The organism is Bradyrhizobium sp. WSM3983 (genome assembly GCF_000473045.1).
In the GTDB taxonomy this organism is placed as follows: Bacteria; Pseudomonadota; Alphaproteobacteria; order Rhizobiales; family Xanthobacteraceae; genus Bradyrhizobium.
This window is the reverse complement of record NZ_AXAY01000010.1, coordinates 227,918-243,841: the sequence shown is the minus strand read 5'-3', so window position 1 is coordinate 243,841 and position 15,924 is coordinate 227,918. Positions and strand designations below refer to the sequence as shown.

At 62.3% G+C, this 15,924-nt stretch carries 15 protein-coding genes; 5 read left to right on the top strand and 10 right to left on the bottom strand.

The window, feature by feature from the left end:
• The first annotated feature begins 26 nt into the window (after window positions 1-26).
• Window positions 27-800, top strand: a complete 774-nt coding sequence (locus YUA_RS44400) for a glycosyltransferase family 2 protein (protein ID WP_051383263.1) — start codon at window positions 27-29, stop codon at window positions 798-800.
• Here YUA_RS44400 and YUA_RS0118695 read toward each other — a convergent pair.
• The 6 genes from YUA_RS0118695 to YUA_RS0118665 all read right to left on the bottom strand — a co-directional run bounded on the left by YUA_RS0118695 (window position 778) and on the right by YUA_RS0118665 (window position 7,551).
• On the bottom strand, window positions 778-2,700 hold the full coding sequence (locus YUA_RS0118695) for an SDR family NAD(P)-dependent oxidoreductase (RefSeq protein ID WP_027532074.1): 1,923 nt from the start codon (window positions 2,698-2,700) through the stop codon (window positions 778-780). The two genes, YUA_RS44400 and YUA_RS0118695, sit on opposite strands and share 23 nt — an antisense overlap.
• Window positions 2,701-2,783: 83 nt before the next feature.
• Entirely contained in the window at window positions 2,784-4,070 is a 1,287-nt protein-coding gene (locus YUA_RS0118690; RefSeq protein WP_035971245.1) for an O-antigen ligase, read from the bottom strand.
• A complete protein-coding gene (rfaE1, locus tag YUA_RS0118685) occupies window positions 4,070-5,554 on the bottom strand; it encodes a D-glycero-beta-D-manno-heptose-7-phosphate kinase (RefSeq protein ID WP_027532072.1) in 1,485 nt (494 codons plus the stop codon). Before rfaE1 ends, YUA_RS0118690 begins: the two co-directional genes overlap by 1 nt.
• 28 nt (window positions 5,555-5,582) lie before the next feature.
• Window positions 5,583-6,563, bottom strand: a complete 981-nt coding sequence (gene rfaD, locus YUA_RS0118680) for an ADP-glyceromanno-heptose 6-epimerase (RefSeq protein WP_027532071.1) — start codon at window positions 6,561-6,563, stop codon at window positions 5,583-5,585.
• Between the two features lie 446 nt (window positions 6,564-7,009).
• Entirely contained in the window at window positions 7,010-7,276 is a 267-nt protein-coding gene (locus YUA_RS0118670) for a Txe/YoeB family addiction module toxin (RefSeq protein WP_027532070.1), read from the bottom strand.
• Between the two features lie 8 nt (window positions 7,277-7,284).
• A complete protein-coding gene (locus YUA_RS0118665) occupies window positions 7,285-7,551 on the bottom strand; it encodes a type II toxin-antitoxin system Phd/YefM family antitoxin (protein ID WP_027532069.1) in 267 nt (88 codons plus the stop codon).
• Between the two features lie 204 nt (window positions 7,552-7,755).
• Between YUA_RS0118665 and waaF the strand changes: the two genes are divergently transcribed.
• Together waaF and YUA_RS0118655 are read left to right on the top strand one after the other, a co-directional pair.
• The gene (waaF, locus tag YUA_RS0118660; protein WP_027532068.1) at window positions 7,756-8,826 is read left to right on the top strand and encodes a lipopolysaccharide heptosyltransferase II; all 1,071 of its coding nucleotides are present in this window, start codon (window positions 7,756-7,758) and stop codon (window positions 8,824-8,826) included.
• A complete protein-coding gene (locus tag YUA_RS0118655; protein ID WP_027532067.1) occupies window positions 8,819-9,349 on the top strand; it encodes an HAD-IIIA family hydrolase in 531 nt (176 codons plus the stop codon). The genes waaF and YUA_RS0118655 overlap by 8 nt, the downstream gene beginning before the upstream one ends.
• A gap of 131 nt (window positions 9,350-9,480) precedes the next feature.
• Here the strand turns inward: YUA_RS0118655 and YUA_RS0118650 are convergent, their stop codons facing one another.
• The 4 genes from YUA_RS0118650 to YUA_RS0118625 form a co-directional block, all read right to left on the bottom strand.
• Window positions 9,481-9,945: a hypothetical protein gene (locus YUA_RS0118650; protein WP_027532066.1), complete on the bottom strand. Its 465-nt coding sequence runs from the start codon at window positions 9,943-9,945 to the stop codon at window positions 9,481-9,483.
• Window positions 9,942-11,048: a HigA family addiction module antitoxin gene (locus tag YUA_RS44395; protein ID WP_035971244.1), complete on the bottom strand. Its 1,107-nt coding sequence runs from the start codon at window positions 11,046-11,048 to the stop codon at window positions 9,942-9,944. Before YUA_RS44395 ends, YUA_RS0118650 begins: the two co-directional genes overlap by 4 nt.
• A gap of 13 nt (window positions 11,049-11,061) precedes the next feature.
• Complete coding sequence (locus YUA_RS0118630) at window positions 11,062-11,358, bottom strand: type II toxin-antitoxin system RelE/ParE family toxin (protein ID WP_027532063.1); 297 nt, start codon at window positions 11,356-11,358, stop codon at window positions 11,062-11,064.
• Between the two features lie 429 nt (window positions 11,359-11,787).
• On the bottom strand, window positions 11,788-12,825 hold the full coding sequence (locus YUA_RS0118625) for a glycosyltransferase family 4 protein (RefSeq protein ID WP_027532062.1): 1,038 nt from the start codon (window positions 12,823-12,825) through the stop codon (window positions 11,788-11,790).
• 126 nt (window positions 12,826-12,951) lie between these two features.
• Between YUA_RS0118625 and galE the strand changes: the two genes are divergently transcribed.
• Window positions 12,952-13,965 (top strand): UDP-glucose 4-epimerase GalE, encoded by a 1,014-nt coding sequence (gene galE / locus YUA_RS0118620; protein ID WP_027532061.1) that lies wholly within the window; start codon window positions 12,952-12,954, stop codon window positions 13,963-13,965.
• 119 nt (window positions 13,966-14,084) lie between these two features.
• A complete protein-coding gene (locus tag YUA_RS0118615) occupies window positions 14,085-15,887 on the top strand; it encodes an ABC transporter ATP-binding protein (RefSeq protein WP_027532060.1) in 1,803 nt (600 codons plus the stop codon).
• The last annotated feature ends 37 nt before the right edge of the window (window positions 15,888-15,924 follow it).

Sequence of the window (15,924 nt, the reverse complement as noted above, 5' to 3'; positions counted from 1 at the left end):
CCGGCACGTAGCAGCACGGATCCGGAATGAAGATCAGCGTCATCACAGCCAGCTACAACTCTCAGGCGACGATCGGCGCCACCGTCGAATCCTTCCTCGGCCAGACGCATCCCGACAAGGAGATGCTGGTCGTCGACGGTGCCTCAAAGGATGCGACGCTGAAGATCGTGGAGTCGTTCGGCTCCAGCGAGATCCGCGTGGTCTCCGAGCCCGACAAGGGTGTCTACGACGCCATGAACAAGGGGCTGCACTTGTTCATGGGCGACGCGATCGGCTTCCTCAATTCGGACGACACGTTTCACAACGACAGTGCGCTGGCAGCGATCGCGGCGGCGCTGGAACAGGCCGATGTCGTCTATGGCGACCTCGACATGGTCATCGACCATCAATCCAAGACCGTCGTGCGCGCCTGGCGCGCTGGGCACTACGGTCGCCACTCGTTTCAGCTCGGCTGGGTCCCGCCGCATCCGACGTTCTACATGCGGCGCCAGGTCGCCGAGACGGTCGGCGACTACGATCTGAGTTACGTCACGACCGCCGACTACGACTACATGCTGCGTGCGCTGGCGCTGAACGACTACAGGGTCGCCTACCTTCCGCGCGTCATTGCCGATTTCCAGATGGGCGGCATCAGCACCAGCGGCTGGCGCGTGACCTTGCGCGCCAATCTGGAGTGCCTGCGATCGCGCCGGCAGCATCTGAACGCGCCGGTCATCGACGCGGCGTTCTTCCTGCGCTTTGCCCGGCGAATCTTTCAGCTCCGCTCGCCGGCGTCACTCAGGATGCAGCGCTCGCGTTGACGCCGAACTCCGGGACGGCGTCCTTCAGGATGGTCCTGATGGTGGCGCGATCGTCATGCACGATGGCGAGTTCGAGCGCGGAGATCCATTTGCGCAGCGTCTGCATCGGCGGTTCGTTCGGCTTCGCCGCCATGACGCCCGCGACCCCGATATCGACGGTCGGCTCCTCGGAGGCGAACAGAATTTCGTTCAGCCGCTCGCCCGGCCTCATGCCGCTGAACACGATCTCGATGTCGTGGCCGGGCTGCAAACCCGAGAGCCGGATCATCCGTTCCGCCAGATCGACGATCTTCACCGGCTGGCCCATGTTCAGCACGTAGACCGAAACGTCGAAACGCTTGGCGCCGAGCGCGTGGGTGGCGGCCGTGATGACGAGGTCGCAGGCTTCGCGGATGGTCATGAAATACCGGACCATGTCGGGATGCGTCACGGTGACCGGACCGCCAGCCTCGATCTGCGCCTTGAACTTCGGCACGACCGACCCGTTCGAAGCCAGCACATTGCCGAACCGGACCGAGATGAAACGCATCGCCGGCTTGCTGCCGCCGGCCCGCACCACGAGGTCGTGGTCGAGCGCCTGACAATACATCTCCGCGAAACGCTTGGTCAGGCCAAGCATCGAGACCGGCTCGATCGCCTTGTCGGTCGAGATCATCACCATGGCCTCGGCGCCTGCCGCCAGCGCGGCATCGGCCACGTTGATCGAGCCGAAGATGTTGGTCTTGACGCCCTCGCTCCAGTCCCGCTCCAGGATCGGAACGTGCTTGAGCGCGGCGGCATGGAACACGATGTCCGGCTTGAACTCCGCCATTAGACGCGTGATGCGCTCGCGGTCGCGAATATCCGCGATCCGACCTTCGATCTCGGCGCCGGAACCGCGCGCGACGAGCGCCTCGGTGACCGCATAAAGGGCCGGCTCCGAATTCTCGACGATCAGGAGACGCGCCGCGCCGAACGCAACCACGCGCTCGCAGATCTCTGAGCCGATCGAGCCGCCACCGCCGGTCACGATGACGCTCTTGCCATTGATCAGGGCTTCGAGACGCGCATAGTCGATTGTTTCGCTCGGCCGCAGCAGCAGGTCCTCGACCGCAACCGAGGTGAGCCGCGGCACATCCCCTTGCTCGAGCGACGGCAGGCGGCTGACTATCACGCCAAGCCGCCGCGAGCGCATCAGCACGGATTCGGGATGCGCTTCCGGCTCGAAGGCGGAGGGCGTCATCACCACCCGGGCGATCGGTTTGTTGCGCTTGGCGAAGCTGCTGATGACATCCTCGATGTCGTCGATCGCGCCCACGACCGGCACGTTGCGGATGAGCTGGCCGAGATCGGCCCGGGACGGCGACAGCACTCCGACCGGGCGGAGGTGCTTGATGGCGCCGCTCTCGACGCCGCGCAGCACGACCTCGGCATCGGCGGCGCGCCCGATCAGGAGCGTCGTTGCGGCATTTTCGGTCCTGACGTGATGCATCACGCGGGTATATCGGAAATAGCGATAGGTCAGCCGCAGCGCGCTCAGCGCAGAGATTTCCAGGAACCAATAGAGGACGATGGTGATCTTGCCGAGGAAGAAAGCCCCGTGCACGTTCGGCGCGACAAAGATGTAGTCGAGCGCGAGAAGGGCCACCGTCAGCACAGTGGCGACGCGGATGATGTTCAGCGCATCGGGCAGCGAGATGAAGCGCCACTTCGTGGTCGTCAAGTTGAAGACGTAGAAGACGACCACGCTGAAAGCGAGGAAATAAGGCAGGATCTGCAGCAGCAGAGGCAAGCGAGCAAAGAAGCCCGCGCCGCCCTCGAAGCGCAGATAGAACGCAACGAACAGGGCCGCGGCCGTCGCCACCAGGTCGTGAAGCGCGATCAGGAAGTTACGCAAGGTGAGATGCGAAAGACGCGTCATCTGCGGCCGAATATCTCCAGTGCTACATACAACCTGACCGCGCTGATAGCGCATCTCGCCGGGACTTGCCAGCGCTCCGAAGCTCAGCCGCGGGCTTGTCCCGGGCTCCGGCCGTTCCGGTGCGAATTGATCACCATGCCGCCGGCTACACCGACACCGAGCACGTACATCCAGCCCTCGTGGAAATCAAACAGATGGGAATTGAAGAGCGAGGTGAATACGTTTTGGACAACGACCAGCAACCCGATCCAGCTGGCGAGCGAGTCGCCGCGGAACAGAAGGAGATGGACCGCCCACATCGCATACAGGATGATGATGCCGACAACGCCCCATTGCACGGCCACGTTCAGCGTCTGGTTATGGGGATTGCCGATAACCTCGCTTGAGGCCTGATTGGGGCCGCCGGTCGCGGCCTGCTCGAACAAGCCGCGCGTCGAGCCGGTTCCATGCCCGACGACCGGTGCCTCGGCAAAGAAAGCCAGCGACTTGCGCCAGAACTCCAGCCGAAGTCCGATCGATGTGGGGATGCCCTTGTCCTTGTAGAGCTCGTACTGCACGGAGAATGTCTCAATCGTGTTGTGCAGCGTCGACGAGGTCTGCCATGCCAGCGCGGCGAGGGCCACGAGGGCCGCGAAGATGATCAAGACGCTGCGCCATTTCAAATGCAACAGCCCGAAGACCGCCAGCATGATCGGCACGGTCACGAGTGCGGTGCGCGAGATCACCACAAAGGCCATGTTGACGAAGAAGCTGAGCGCGATCGTCGTCAGCAGCGCGGCGAGCCAGACCCTCTTCTGCTGTAGCAGCTTCACGATCGGAAGCGCGAGCGCGACCGCACACAGCGTGAATTCCTGGCTCTGGTCGATATAGTTCTTCACGAAGATGCCGCGCGAGTTGGGTTCATCAGGCGGCTTCAGCGAGAGCGTGGGATGGAAAAACACGAGCCAGGACATCACCGACAGCAGCGCGCAGGAAACCAGAAATGAGATGAACACAAGATGTCCGCGCGACGAGCGTTCGAAATGATAGATCAGGATCGGGAGCACCAGCAGCTTCGTCGTCGGGTTCACGGCGTAGAACCGCGCGCCCCAGGGCGCCTCCGACCACAGCGTGCCGACGAGCGCGAGCAGGAACAGCGCGATCGGCAGCGCGCAGATCGGTCGCTTCAGCGACTGCAGGAAGTCCCTGACGTCGAGAAACGGCACCATGCAAGCGAGCATCGCGACATTGAAGATCGCCGCGAGCGACGTCGACCACGGCAGCGAGGCCGCGGTCAGGATGGCAAACAGGTCGACCGTCTCGGACCATGCCGCTGGACTGCGCAACCGCCGGACCGTCGTCCCCCACGCCGACTCACGCACGAGCTCCATCACTTCGTCTCTCCGCGCGCGCGATGAACCAGCGCGGTCGTGCTGAAACCCTTGAGGATGTCGATCAGCACAACCGTTCCGCCGGCGGCCTCGACGACCTCGTGGCCGACTACCTGCTCGCGGGTGTAATCGCCGCCCTTCACCAGCACGCTGGGTGTGATCCGGGTGATCAGGTCGATCGGCGTGTCCTGCTCGAAGATGACGACGAGATCGACCGCTTCGAGCGCAGCCAGCACTTCCGCGCGCGCCCGCTCGTCCTGGACCGGGCGATCCGCGCCCTTCAGCCGCCGTACCGAGGCGTCGCTGTTGAGGCCTACGATCAAGCGGTCGCAGGCGGCGCGCGCCGCGGTCAGCACCTTGACGTGGCCGGGATGCAGGATGTCGAAGCAGCCGTTGGTGAAGCCGACGCGCAGCCCCTGCCCCTTCCATTCGGCGAGCTGGGCCTCGAGCGCATCAGGCCCGCTCACGACCTTCTCCTCGGTCGCAAGAGTGGCATGCGGCAGGATCTTGCGGCGCAGCTCGGCCGCGCTCACGCTGGCGGTGCCCTGCTTGCCGACCGCGACGGCGGCGGCCGCACTCGCCATGCGCAGCGCCGTTTCCCATTCCGCGCCTGCCGCGATCGAGACCGCGAGCGCGGCGGCCACGGTGTCGCCGGCGCCGGAGACGTCGCGCACCTTCACTGGGAAGGCCGGAACATGGACGGCTTCACCCTTGCGCGGCACCAGCGTCATGCCGTGCTCGCCTTGCGTGACCAGGATCGCCTCGCAATCGGCGAGCCGCATCACGTCCTCGCTGGCATCGACCATGCTCTGCGGCGTGTCGGCGCGGCTGCGGGTGGCTTCCGAGAATTCCTTGCGGTTGGGCGTGAGCAGCGTGGCGCCGCGATAGATCGCCCAGTTCAGGCTCTTGGGATCGACGATCACGGGCTTGCCGAGCTTTCGCGCGGCATCGATGGTGTGGCGGATCACGCGCGCGGTCAGCACACCCTTGGCGTAGTCGGACAGCAGCACGATATCGGCGCGCGCGATCTGCGGCAGGATCGCCTCGATCAGCCTGGTCTCGACCTCGTCGGAAGCGGGCTGCGCCTGCTCCCAATCCGCGCGCAGCATATGCGTGGAAAAATGCTCGGAGACGAAACGGACTTTTCGCGTGGTCGGCCGCGACGGGTCGCACACCAGCGCGCTCTCGATGCCGGCATGGTTCGCCAGCGCGGCCTTGAGCCGCGCCCCCGCATCGTCCTCGCCGACAAGGCCGACGAAGACGCAGCGCGCACCGAGGGAAGCGATATTGCGCGCGACGTTGCCGGCACCGCCGATATGGATCTCGCTGCGCTGGGCCGCGATGACGGGGGTCGGCGCTTCCGGCGAGATCCGCGACACTTCGCCGTAGACGAATTCGTCCAGCATGATGTCGCCGATGCAGAGCACCGTGCGATCGGCGATGGCTTGCGCGAGGGCATCGAAATCGAGAATGGGCGTCGGCATGGTCATTGGGCCTCAGATCCTTGGGGCCTTAGCGAAAGCGATCGGGCCGGTCGAGATAATCCCCGACATAGGCCTTCACCGCGTCTTCGAGCGTCGTGAAGCCGCCGTTATAGCCGGCGCGGTGGAGACGATCGACCTTGCTCTCGGTGAAATACTGGTAGCTGCCGCGGATCTGCTCGGGCATGTCGATATAGTCGATGTTGGGTCTGGTGCCCAGCGCGGCATAGGCAGCCAGCATCAGCTCCCGGAAGCTGCGCGCCTTGCCGGTGCCGACATTGAAAAGGCCGGACACCGCAGGCGTTGCCAGCAGCCACAGGATCACGCGCACGACGTCGTCGACATAGATGAAATCGCGGCGCTGGTCGCCGTCGGCGATGCCGTCGCGATGCGACTTGAACAGCTGCACGACGCGGCCCGCCTTGACGTCGTCGAAGCGGCGCGCCAGCACGCTCATCATCGTGCCCTTGTGGTATTCGTTTGGGCCGAACACGTTGAAGAATTTCAGGCCCGCCCATTGCGGCGGCAGCTTCTCAGCCCGCGCGACGCGTTCGGCGACGGCGAGATCGAACAGCTGCTTGCTCCAGCCATAGAGATTCATCGGCCGCAGCTTCTTCAGCGCCGGCAGCGAGGCATCGTCGTCAAAACCTTCCGCGCCGTTGCCATAGGTCGCAGCCGAGGACGCGTAGATCAGCGGCACCGCATTGGCCGTGCACCAGTCGAGCAGGCGCATCGAGAAGCGGAAATTGGTCTCGACCACGAGATCGCCGTCGGTCGCGGTGGTCTCGGAAATCGCCCCGAGATGGATCACGGCGTCGAGTTTGCGGCCCTTCAGCCAGTCAGGCAGCTCGGCCGGGGGAACGATATCCACAAGTTGTCGCTTGGCGAGATTACGCCACTTGCCGTCGCTGCCGAGGAGATCGCAGACCACGACATCGCTATGGCCGGCGTCGTTCAGCGCGGCGACAACATTCGACCCGATAAAACCGGCCCCGCCGGTCACCAGCAACATTCCGAAATCCCTGCCCGAGTTTTGGGGTCCGATACCTGCCGTAGCGCATCATCTGCCAAAGTGTAAGCGGTTTTGGGGGCCGTCTGTATTCGCCCCCAATGTCCTAGGCCGAACTAAGGGGGTGCCCGAATTCACCAGAGCGTGTATATTCGGCTGATGCTTATTATCCAGACCGGGCAAGCGAAGCGGTTTCGCAAATATTCAATCACCTTCGCGGTTATCCTGGCCTTGTCCGGCGCTTTCGCCGCGCTTCTAACGCTGCATTGGTACGTGGCCCCACCCAAAAAGTAAGGCCACCTCGAGGGGCGGCCTTTCGTTGTCGAGCCGATACGGAAATAGAGGCTCAACCGTTTCGCAGCTACGCTACGTAACGGCCTGAAGACGCCGCCAAAGCCGTTGAAGGAAAAGCCGAAAGTGAAAAAGAAAGCTAAGAAGGCCAAATCTGCTCAGTAATGATATTTGCACTGGACAATATCGAGCTGCTGAGATTCACCCCTGCCGCTAACCCGGTAGACTAACCTGTGTTCTCCGGTAATCCGGCGGGACCACCATCCCTGCAAAGCGTGCTTAAGTGGCTCAGGTTTCCCAAGCCCCTTAAATGGATCGCGCTTGATATCTCGGACCAAATTGTTGATCACTTCGAGGATTTTTTCGTCCTCTTTTTGCCACTCAAGATATTCCTGCCAAGCATCCTCGGTCCAAACGGTTATCATCCAACCGCTTAGCCTACCTTGGTGGGCTCGATCAGATCGCGCTTGATTAGCTTGCCGTCATCAGCCTCCTTAATGGAACGCAGAAGACGAGTGGCGTTAGCTGGGCTCTTTAGGAGATGTACTGTCTCCATAAGACCCTCATATTCCTCTTCAGATATCAAAACGACACTACGTGCGTTCTGACGCGTAACGACCAGGGGGGATCGCTCATCGCAAACCGCCTCCATATATGCAGCTAGATTGCCGCGAAGCTCTGTGTATGAAACGTGTGCCATCGTACAACTCCCCTTGTACGCATCTGTACAAATAAATGTACATAGGCGACCCAAGAGTCAACGGCGACTTAAGAATTCATCAGCTGGAATCCCGCTCAGTTAGTTTGACGATACGTCAGACGCTCCAGCCGCTCCGGCTTTACCTACCGGCCGGGAGCGGCTAACCGAACCGCCACAAATAGAGCGCCGCGGCACGATTAACGAATGAACAGCGATTCGCAATTTGGCGGAAGTGTGGATCGGAGCGATACGCGCCCGATTCTGATCGTGCCCTATATGTGGATCGGCGACTTCGTCCGGAATCACAGCGTCGTCCGGGTGCTGAAGGAGCGATGGCCGAATCGGCCGGTCGATCTCCTGACCACGTCCCAGTGCGCGCCCCTGGTTGACTACATGCCCGGCGTGCGCGCTGGGCTCGTCTGGGACCTGCCCCGCAGCCGCCTCGCCGCGGGCCGCCAGCTCGGCCTGGCGCGGCTCCTGCGTGAGCGGAACTACGGCACCGCCCTGGTGCTACCGCGGACCTGGAAGTCGGCCATTGCGCCGGCGCTGGCCGGCATCCCAGAGCGGATCGGCTTCGTCGGCGAATTCAGGTTCGGCCTGCTCAACCGCTGGCGCTGGGGCGAGAAGAAGCTGCCCCGCTTCATCGACAAGAACGCCGCGCTGGCCCAGCCCGACGGCGCCCCCCTGCCGCCGGAATGGCCGGTGCCGCAATTGCGGGTGGCGGCCGAGGAGATCGCCCGCTGGCGGCAGGCCAATGGCCTCAGCGCCGGGGCCGCGGTCGCGCTCGCCCCCGGCTCGGTCGGGGTGTCGAAACGCTGGACCTATTATCCCGAGGCCGCGCGCCTGCTGGTCGAGCGCGGGCTCGAAGTCTGGGTGGTCGGCGGCCCCGCGGAAAAAGGCCTCGCCCAGGAGATCGTCGCAGCCGGTGGCCCGGGGGTGCGGGACCTCACCGGCAACGATTTACGCAACGGCGTCCTCGCCATGGCCGCGGCCGGCGTCGCGATCTCGAACGATTCGGGCCTGATGCACATCGCGGCCGCGCTCGACACGCCCACCATGGGGATCTTCGGCCCGACCAGCCCCTATCTCTGGGCGCCCCTCAACGGCCTCGCCGCGACCGTGGTCCAGACCAAGAGCGTGCTCGCCTGCCAGCCCTGCCAAAGCACGATCTGCCGGATCAACGACCACCGCTGCATGCGTGACATCGCGGCGCAGGACGTGGTCGAGATCGCAAGAGACGTGCTTGCCAGGACGCAGGGACTTGCAAATGTCTGACAGCCGCGCGGCGAAGCCCGCCGCATTCCTCGATCGCGACGGCGTCATCAACCATGACGATGGCTATATCGGCACGCGAGACCGCATCCGTTGGATGCCAAACGTTGCCAGGGCCATTCGCCGCCTCAATGAGGCCGGCTATTGGGTGTTTGTCTTCACCAACCAGTCCGGCGTCGCGCGCGGCCTCTTCACTGAAGACGATGTGAACCGGCTGCACGGCTGGATGCGCGACGAGCTCGCCCGCGACGGCGCGCGGATCGCTGACATCCGCTTCTGTCCACATCATCCGCAAGGAACGGTCGCCGGTTACATCGGGGAGCATGACTGGCGCAAGCCCGCGCCCGGCATGTTGCGCGATCTCGTCCGGCACTGGCCGGTGCAACTCGACGGCAGCTTCGTGATCGGAGATCAGGCCCGGGACATCGAGGCAGGCAAGGCGCTCGGACTGCCGGGCTTTCTGTTTCCAGGCGGCGACCTCGACGCATTCGTGACCGAGGTGATTGCTCAGATTAAGCGGCGGTAAATGGCTGCGATTCGGCCGGCCTTCGAGGGCGAGACTGAACTCTCGACAACATTTTTCGCGCAAGTGCGCCCATCGCATCGGCGGATGAGGGATCACACATCATATCCCCAACTCGCCAAAAGCGAATTAGCCTAGGCCGCCTCGTCAGCGGCCTCCAACTCGGCTAGGTCCATCGTGAAGTCGAAAACGATCTGGATTGGCTCTGCGTCAGGATGTGCGTCGTTGTAACTGTCCACGTCCACCTTCATCTGGCGGCAATCCCCAACTATGCCTTTCCTGCGATGCTGGAACGATAGCTGCATATGGTCGCGCGGCGCGGTACGAATATCGTCCCACACCATTTCTGTCTGCCCCTCCGTTTCAAGAGGCGCTGGATGCAAGAGGCGAACGCGACGACCTTTCCGATCTGTCATAAATTCCTCGCGCATGGCTGACGCGATGTCGTCAGCGCAACGGCGCCTCAGTGCAGCGGCGGGAAGCTCCCAGCGCCCTGTTCTGATCGCCCAATCCGCCATGTTCTTCGCTGAGGTCGGCCATGATAGCCCTTCAAGTCTGTACTCATCAACAATACGCTGCATTTGCTTGACGTAAGTCATGAGCTCACTCCATAGCCGTCTGTCAGGGCCGCCTCTGTTATGATGTGTCGAACCTTGGCTTGATGTTTCTTAAATAAGTCCCATCGACCAGATCGCTTTTGAAGTTGCCCAGCAACAATGCCCGGATGGCGCTTCATGATGCGAGCAAATCCAAGGAAACTCTTCTCAGCAAACATCGGATTGTGCCTCAGGAAGAAGTCGTTCATCGCCCTTAGCGGAACGCAATGGTTCGCAGCAGCTCGATTAGCTCTAATCTCCGCTTCATCGTCCCCCACTTTGCTTTCATCAAAATCCTCAATGATGACGCCCTCCTTACCATCGCCACTAAGAACATGCTCAAGCTCGTGCCAAAGGTCGAACCAGAATTTATCGATCTGATCTCCCTTCAAAGTGAGACCAATGACAGGAGATTTATTTTCATTGATCCAGAAGCAGGCCCCCTGAATTTCAGAACCCGGTATCGGCTCAACAACAACAAGACGAACACCACACTCCAAAAGAATTCGCGGCACATGGCGAATTCCTTCTGGCTCAATCATGAGCGCTTCGAGATCAGAACTCCTCTTGCGAAGAGCTGATTCAGAATATGGCGGTGTCCTTAGCGCACTCGCGAGCTGATTAGCCCGAAAGATCCATGCCCACTGATGTACCGTAACCTCTCGCTTGTAATTGCGACGCGCGGCGTGCTGGAATTCTATTGGTTCCTCGATCGAACTGAGACCGAAGAACGCCAAGATATCTCGCTCTAGCTCGGCTGCGGACCCTCCGGACTTGATCCAGCCGCGCTTGCACATCTCGCGAACCGGAAAGCGTTCGCGAAGTTTAGCGGCGCGAGAAATGGAATCGTCGCGAGGTGAAACTTTGGAGAGTTGCCAGGCAGTTTCGAGGTTCATCCAAAACTGCGCAGAAGTACCCAAGGCCGCAGCAAAATCGGCGGCAGTTTCCGGAGTAACAGCGCGCTTTGCTAGAACAACATCGTTTACGAGCTTCTGAGGCCGACTAATAATCTCTGCAAATTCGCTCTGAGTCCAACCTCGGGCTTCAAGCTCATCTGCCAAGAACTCCCCGGGAGGGAACACTTCGGCGGGTCGTCTATCCGTCATCTCGCCCTCCCTCTCAGTGATAATCTTCGATGCCTATGATGCGGACGACTTTATTCGGCGCCTGCCCATGAAGTTCCACTATCAAACGCCATTTGCCCGTCAGGCGCATGGATCGTTGATGCGATCGGTCTCCTTCGAGTTTCTCGAAGTGCAACCCTTTGAGGGCATAGAACTCGCGCTCATCCGGTGCTGCGCGGATCACCTGCATCACCTTGCGGAAGCCTTTGACGATGGCGCGGTCGAATCCACCGTTGAACTGGATGTCGATTTCCAGCTGGTCGAGAGCTTCATCCGCAAATTCCACTTCCATGTCGCCCTCATGACGGGAATTTAGCATATCTCATCACAATTTCAAGTCATTACGTCACGTAGTGACGTAATTATACTTTCATTTGTGTTTCCCGAGGGTTACGACGATAACAGCGCCGGGAGAAGCTTCCTAGTCCAACTGTGGGTTGATGATATTTTAAAGCGCTCCTGTTACGGCAGGAGCAGAATATCGCTGGACCACTGCTTCTCTTCTCATTGCAACAAAGAGCCCCGCAGCCGAAGACGGCGCTGGCTTTATGAATTTCGTGATGTTGGCACTCTAGAGGTGTTTTGCCCGACGCGTCAAACGAAATTCGTAAAATCCGCATCGACATCATGCGCGCCGGGCAAGCCGTTGATTTCGCTGCCACCGGCTACTGTGCATGGGGTTGTTTTCGCGTTTTCGGTCTGCGGTCGCGACAGCCCTCGCTCAGAGCAGCGGACGATAGACCTCGCCGATCCGGGCCGCCTCGGCATCGAGGCTGAACTTTTCGAGCACCCGCGCCCGCCCACGCTCGCCCATCGCGGTCGCAAGAGCCACATCGCGCATCAGCGGCTCGAGCGCCGCCACCAGCGCATCCGCATCACCGGTCGGGATCAGCACGCCCGACACGCCATCCTCGACCACGAGCTCGGCCGCACCGGCGCGTGCGGCGACGAGCGCGCTGCCGGTCGCCATCGCCTCGATCAGCGTCAGGCCAAAACCTTCGTTGCGTGAAGTGAACGCGTAGATCGTCAGCCGCTGATACCAGCGCTGCACGTCTTCGATCGGCAATTCGCCGGTGATGACGATCCGCGATGGCAGGCCGGCCGCCTCGATGCGTTTCTTCAGATCGTTCGCAAAAGGCGTCTGCTCGGCCGTGACTTGTCCGACGATGACCGCAGTGAAATCCGGATAGCGCGGCAGCAATCGGCACATCGCATCGACGAACACATCGGTGCCCTTCTGTGCGCGCACGCGGCCGAAGCAGCCGATGGCGTAACGGCCCGGCAAGCCGCTTTCCGCGAAGGCCGCGGCGCGATCGTGCGGCGGCGCATAGATTTCGGTGTCGACGCCGTGCGGGATCACGGTCGATTGCACTTTGAGGAACGAGGCCGAGAGATCCGATGTCGCGATGATCGCGTCCATCTGCCGGATCAGCCGGCGCGTGATCCAGCTGTGATGCCGCTGCGCCGCCGAGGTGAACACCAGCTTGAGTGGCCAGCCGATCCCGCGCAGCACCACGCCGGCGATCATCTCGTTGTTGCGGCGCGCATGCCAGATCACGGGCGACTTGCGGCGCCACAGCTTCAGGACATCGGCGACGCTGAGCCGCGAAATCCCCTCCGGCGCATCCGAGCCGAACCATGCGGCGCAATAGAGCTTGGCCAGCCGCGGCGCCACCATCCGGTTGGTCGCGGTGACCCCGGAATAGCGCCTGTGCAGATTTGGCACGATCACTTGCAGATCGCCCGGGAAATTCGCCACGTCATGCTCCGTCTGATGCGACCCCTATACGCAACATTAAGCATAGTGACCAGTTCAGCCGATCCGAAACCCCCTCTTCACCGCGCAAACGTTAACTTGGTGCGTTGATCGAAGACGGGTGAGATCATGACTGTGCTAGTCACCGGCGGCGCCGGCTATATCGGAAGTCACACGGTCCTGGCGCTGGCGGAAGCCGGCGAGGACGTCGTCGTGATCGACGATCTCTCGACCGGTTTCTCCGCCTACTTGCCGGAAGGCGTGCCGCTGTTCATTGGCGATGCCGGCGACGAGAATTTGCTCGAAGGCGTGATCGCCCAGCACAACATCGAGAGCATCATCCATTTCGCAGGCTCGGTGGTCGTGCCGGAGTCGATGCGCGATCCGCTCGGCTACTATCGCAACAATTTCACGACCGCGCGCAATCTGCTCAACGTCGCGGTCAAGCGCGGCATCAACCGCTTCATCTTCTCCTCGACCGCTGCCGTCTACGGCAATCCGGACCAGGTGCCGGTGCCCGAGCGCGCGCCGACGCGTCCGCTGTCGCCCTACGGTTCGTCGAAGCTGATGACCGAGATCATGCTGCACGACGTCGCCGCCGCCTACGGCATGCAGTACGTGACCTTGCGCTACTTCAACGTCGCGGGCGCCGATCCGCAGGCCCGGATCGGGCTTGCCACCGCCGGCGCCACACATCTGCTCAAGATCGCGGTCGAAGCCGCGACCGGCCAGCGCGCCAAGATCGACGTGTTCGGCACCGACTACCCGACCCAGGACGGCAGCTGCATCCGCGACTTCATCCACGTCACGGACCTCTCGCAGGCGCATCGCTCGGCGCTCGCTTACCTGCGCAATGGCGGCGCCTCGACGACGCTGAACTGCGGCTATGGCCGCGGCTATTCGGTGCTGGAAACCATCGACGCCGTGCGCCGGGTGTCGGGCCGCAGCTTCGCCGTGCAATACGCCCCGCGCCGGCCCGGCGACATCATGACCATGGTCGCCGACACCAGCCGCATCCGCGGCCTGCTCGACTGGAAGCCGCAATATGAGGACCTCGAGACCATCGCGGCGCACGCTTTGGCCTGGGAGGACAAGCTGTTCCGCGAGCGCCACAGCGAGCTCCGCCACGCCGTCTCGGCCTAGATTCCATCCAGGCGCAAGCCCTTAATTGGGCTTGAAAAGCCCAGCTTTAGCGGGCACAGAGGCCGTTCGATCCCTGACGCGCGGGCAGGCTTTTCGCCTTGGCCGTCAATGGACACCGGATGGCCCAGTTTCCAAAGAAAATCACCGACGATCCCTATGCGGCAATGGTCCTTGTTCGCCGCCTGGTCATGGAACAGGGGCTCGCCTACTGGCGGCGCTACCTCGTTGCCTTTGCCTTGATGGCCGCTGCCGCCGGCGCGACCGCAGGTGCGACCTACGTGCTCGGCCAGGTCATCAACCAGGCCTATGTCGACAAGAACATCCCGGGCATTGCGATGTTCTCCGGCATCACGGTGATCCTGCTCTTCATCAAGGGCGTGGCGACCTACGGCCACATGGTGATCCTGACCAAGATCAGTAACGCCATCCTCGCCACCAACCAGCGCCAGCTGTTCGCCAAGCTGATGCGCGAGAGCGTCGGCTTCTTCTCGGAGCGGCATTCGTCTGAATTCCTGGCGCGGCTCACGGCCGGCGCCAAGTCGATCACCGACGTGCTCAACATGCTCGTCAATGCGGTCGGGCGCGACCTCATGATGCTGCTCGCCATGATCGGCGTGATGGTGTGGCAGGATCCGCTGATGTCGCTGATCGGCCTCGTCGTGGTGCCCCCGGCCATGCTGGTGCTGCGCAAGCTGGTCAAGCGCATCAAGGGCCTCGCCTATAACCAGTTCACCGGCACCGCCGACATCCTGGAAACGATGCAGGAGTCGCTGCAGGGCATCCGCACCGTCAAGGCTTTCACGCTTGAAGAGACGATGCAGAAGCGCATCGACCAGAACATCGCGATCGTCGAGCGCAATGCCAACAAGATGGCCCGCGTCGCCAACCGCTCCAACCCGCTGATGGAAATGCTCGGCGGCTTCGCGGTCGCCGGTTGTTTGCTTTATGGCGGCTACAGCGTGGTTGCGCTCAACGCCACGCCCGGCGCATTCTTCTCTTTCATGACCGCGTTTCTGATGGCGACCGAGCCGGCCAAGCGGCTGGCGCGGCTCAACATCGACCTCAACAGCCAGCTCGTCGGCGCGCGCATGCTGCTCGAGGTCGTCGACAGCCCGGCCAGCGAGCATTCCGACGACGACAAGCCGGCACTCAAACTGTCCGATGCCCGGATCGAGCTGCGCGACGTCAGCTTCTCCTATCGCGCCAATGAGACCGTGCTCAACCGCATGAGCTTTGTTGCCGAGCCCGGCAAGGTCACCGCGCTGGTCGGGCCGTCCGGCGGCGGCAAGTCGACCGTGCTGGCGCTGCTGTTGCGCTTCTACGAGGTGACGCAAGGCGACGTCGTGATCGACGGCCAGTCGATTAGCGCGATCTCGCGAAAATCGCTGCGGGCGCAGACCGCCTATGTCGGCCAGGACGTCTATCTGTTCCGCGACACCATCCGCAACAACATCGCCTTCGGCAAGCCGGGCGCGAGCGAGAACGAGATCATCGACGCCGCGAAAGCGGCCTGCGCGCATGATTTCATCATGGGCTTCCCGCTCGGCTACGACACACCGGTCGGCGAGCACGGCACGCAGCTCTCCGGCGGCCAGCGCCAGCGCATCGCGGTGGCGCGCGCGCTGATCAAGAACGCGCCGATCATCCTGCTGGACGAAGCCACCGCCGCGCTCGATTCCGAGTCCGAGCGGCAGGTGCAGGAAGCGATCGAGCATCTCTGCCGGAACCGCACCACCATCGTGATCGCGCACCGGCTGCATACCATCATGCACGCCGATGCGATCCTGGTGGTCGAGGGCGGCGAGATCGTCGAGCAGGGCCGCCACGACGAGTTGCTGCGCCACTCGGGCCGCTACGCCTCGTTCTTCCGGTTGCAACATCACGATGCCGGCGCTCTGGCGCCGATCGGCGCAACCGCATAGAGTTCCTTGTCAACCTCAAGAGCCGCGAGATCGCTTC

Excerpts from the sequence above, each read along its gene's own strand:
- YUA_RS44400 (WP_051383263.1), top strand. The coding sequence starts at position 27 with ATGAAGATCAGCGTCATCACAGCCAGCTACAACTCTCAGGCGACGATC.
- YUA_RS0118695 (WP_027532074.1), bottom strand. The coding sequence starts at position 2,700 with ATGACGCGTCTTTCGCATCTCACCTTGCGTAACTTCCTGATCGCGCTT.
- YUA_RS0118690 (WP_035971245.1), bottom strand. The coding sequence starts at position 4,070 with ATGGAGCTCGTGCGTGAGTCGGCGTGGGGGACGACGGTCCGGCGGTTG.
- rfaE1 (WP_027532072.1), bottom strand. The coding sequence starts at position 5,554 with ATGCCGACGCCCATTCTCGATTTCGATGCCCTCGCGCAAGCCATCGCC.
- rfaD (WP_027532071.1), bottom strand. The coding sequence starts at position 6,563 with ATGTTGCTGGTGACCGGCGGGGCCGGTTTTATCGGGTCGAATGTTGTC.
- YUA_RS0118670 (WP_027532070.1), bottom strand. The coding sequence starts at position 7,276 with ATGATAACCGTTTGGACCGAGGATGCTTGGCAGGAATATCTTGAGTGG.
- YUA_RS0118665 (WP_027532069.1), bottom strand. The coding sequence starts at position 7,551 with ATGGCACACGTTTCATACACAGAGCTTCGCGGCAATCTAGCTGCATAT.
- waaF (WP_027532068.1), top strand. The coding sequence starts at position 7,756 with ATGAACAGCGATTCGCAATTTGGCGGAAGTGTGGATCGGAGCGATACG.
- YUA_RS0118655 (WP_027532067.1), top strand. The coding sequence starts at position 8,819 with ATGTCTGACAGCCGCGCGGCGAAGCCCGCCGCATTCCTCGATCGCGAC.
- YUA_RS0118650 (WP_027532066.1), bottom strand. The coding sequence starts at position 9,945 with ATGACTTACGTCAAGCAAATGCAGCGTATTGTTGATGAGTACAGACTT.
- YUA_RS44395 (WP_035971244.1), bottom strand. The coding sequence starts at position 11,048 with ATGACGGATAGACGACCCGCCGAAGTGTTCCCTCCCGGGGAGTTCTTG.
- YUA_RS0118630 (WP_027532063.1), bottom strand. The coding sequence starts at position 11,358 with ATGGAAGTGGAATTTGCGGATGAAGCTCTCGACCAGCTGGAAATCGAC.
- galE (WP_027532061.1), top strand. The coding sequence starts at position 12,952 with ATGACTGTGCTAGTCACCGGCGGCGCCGGCTATATCGGAAGTCACACG.
- YUA_RS0118615 (WP_027532060.1), top strand. The coding sequence starts at position 14,085 with ATGGCCCAGTTTCCAAAGAAAATCACCGACGATCCCTATGCGGCAATG.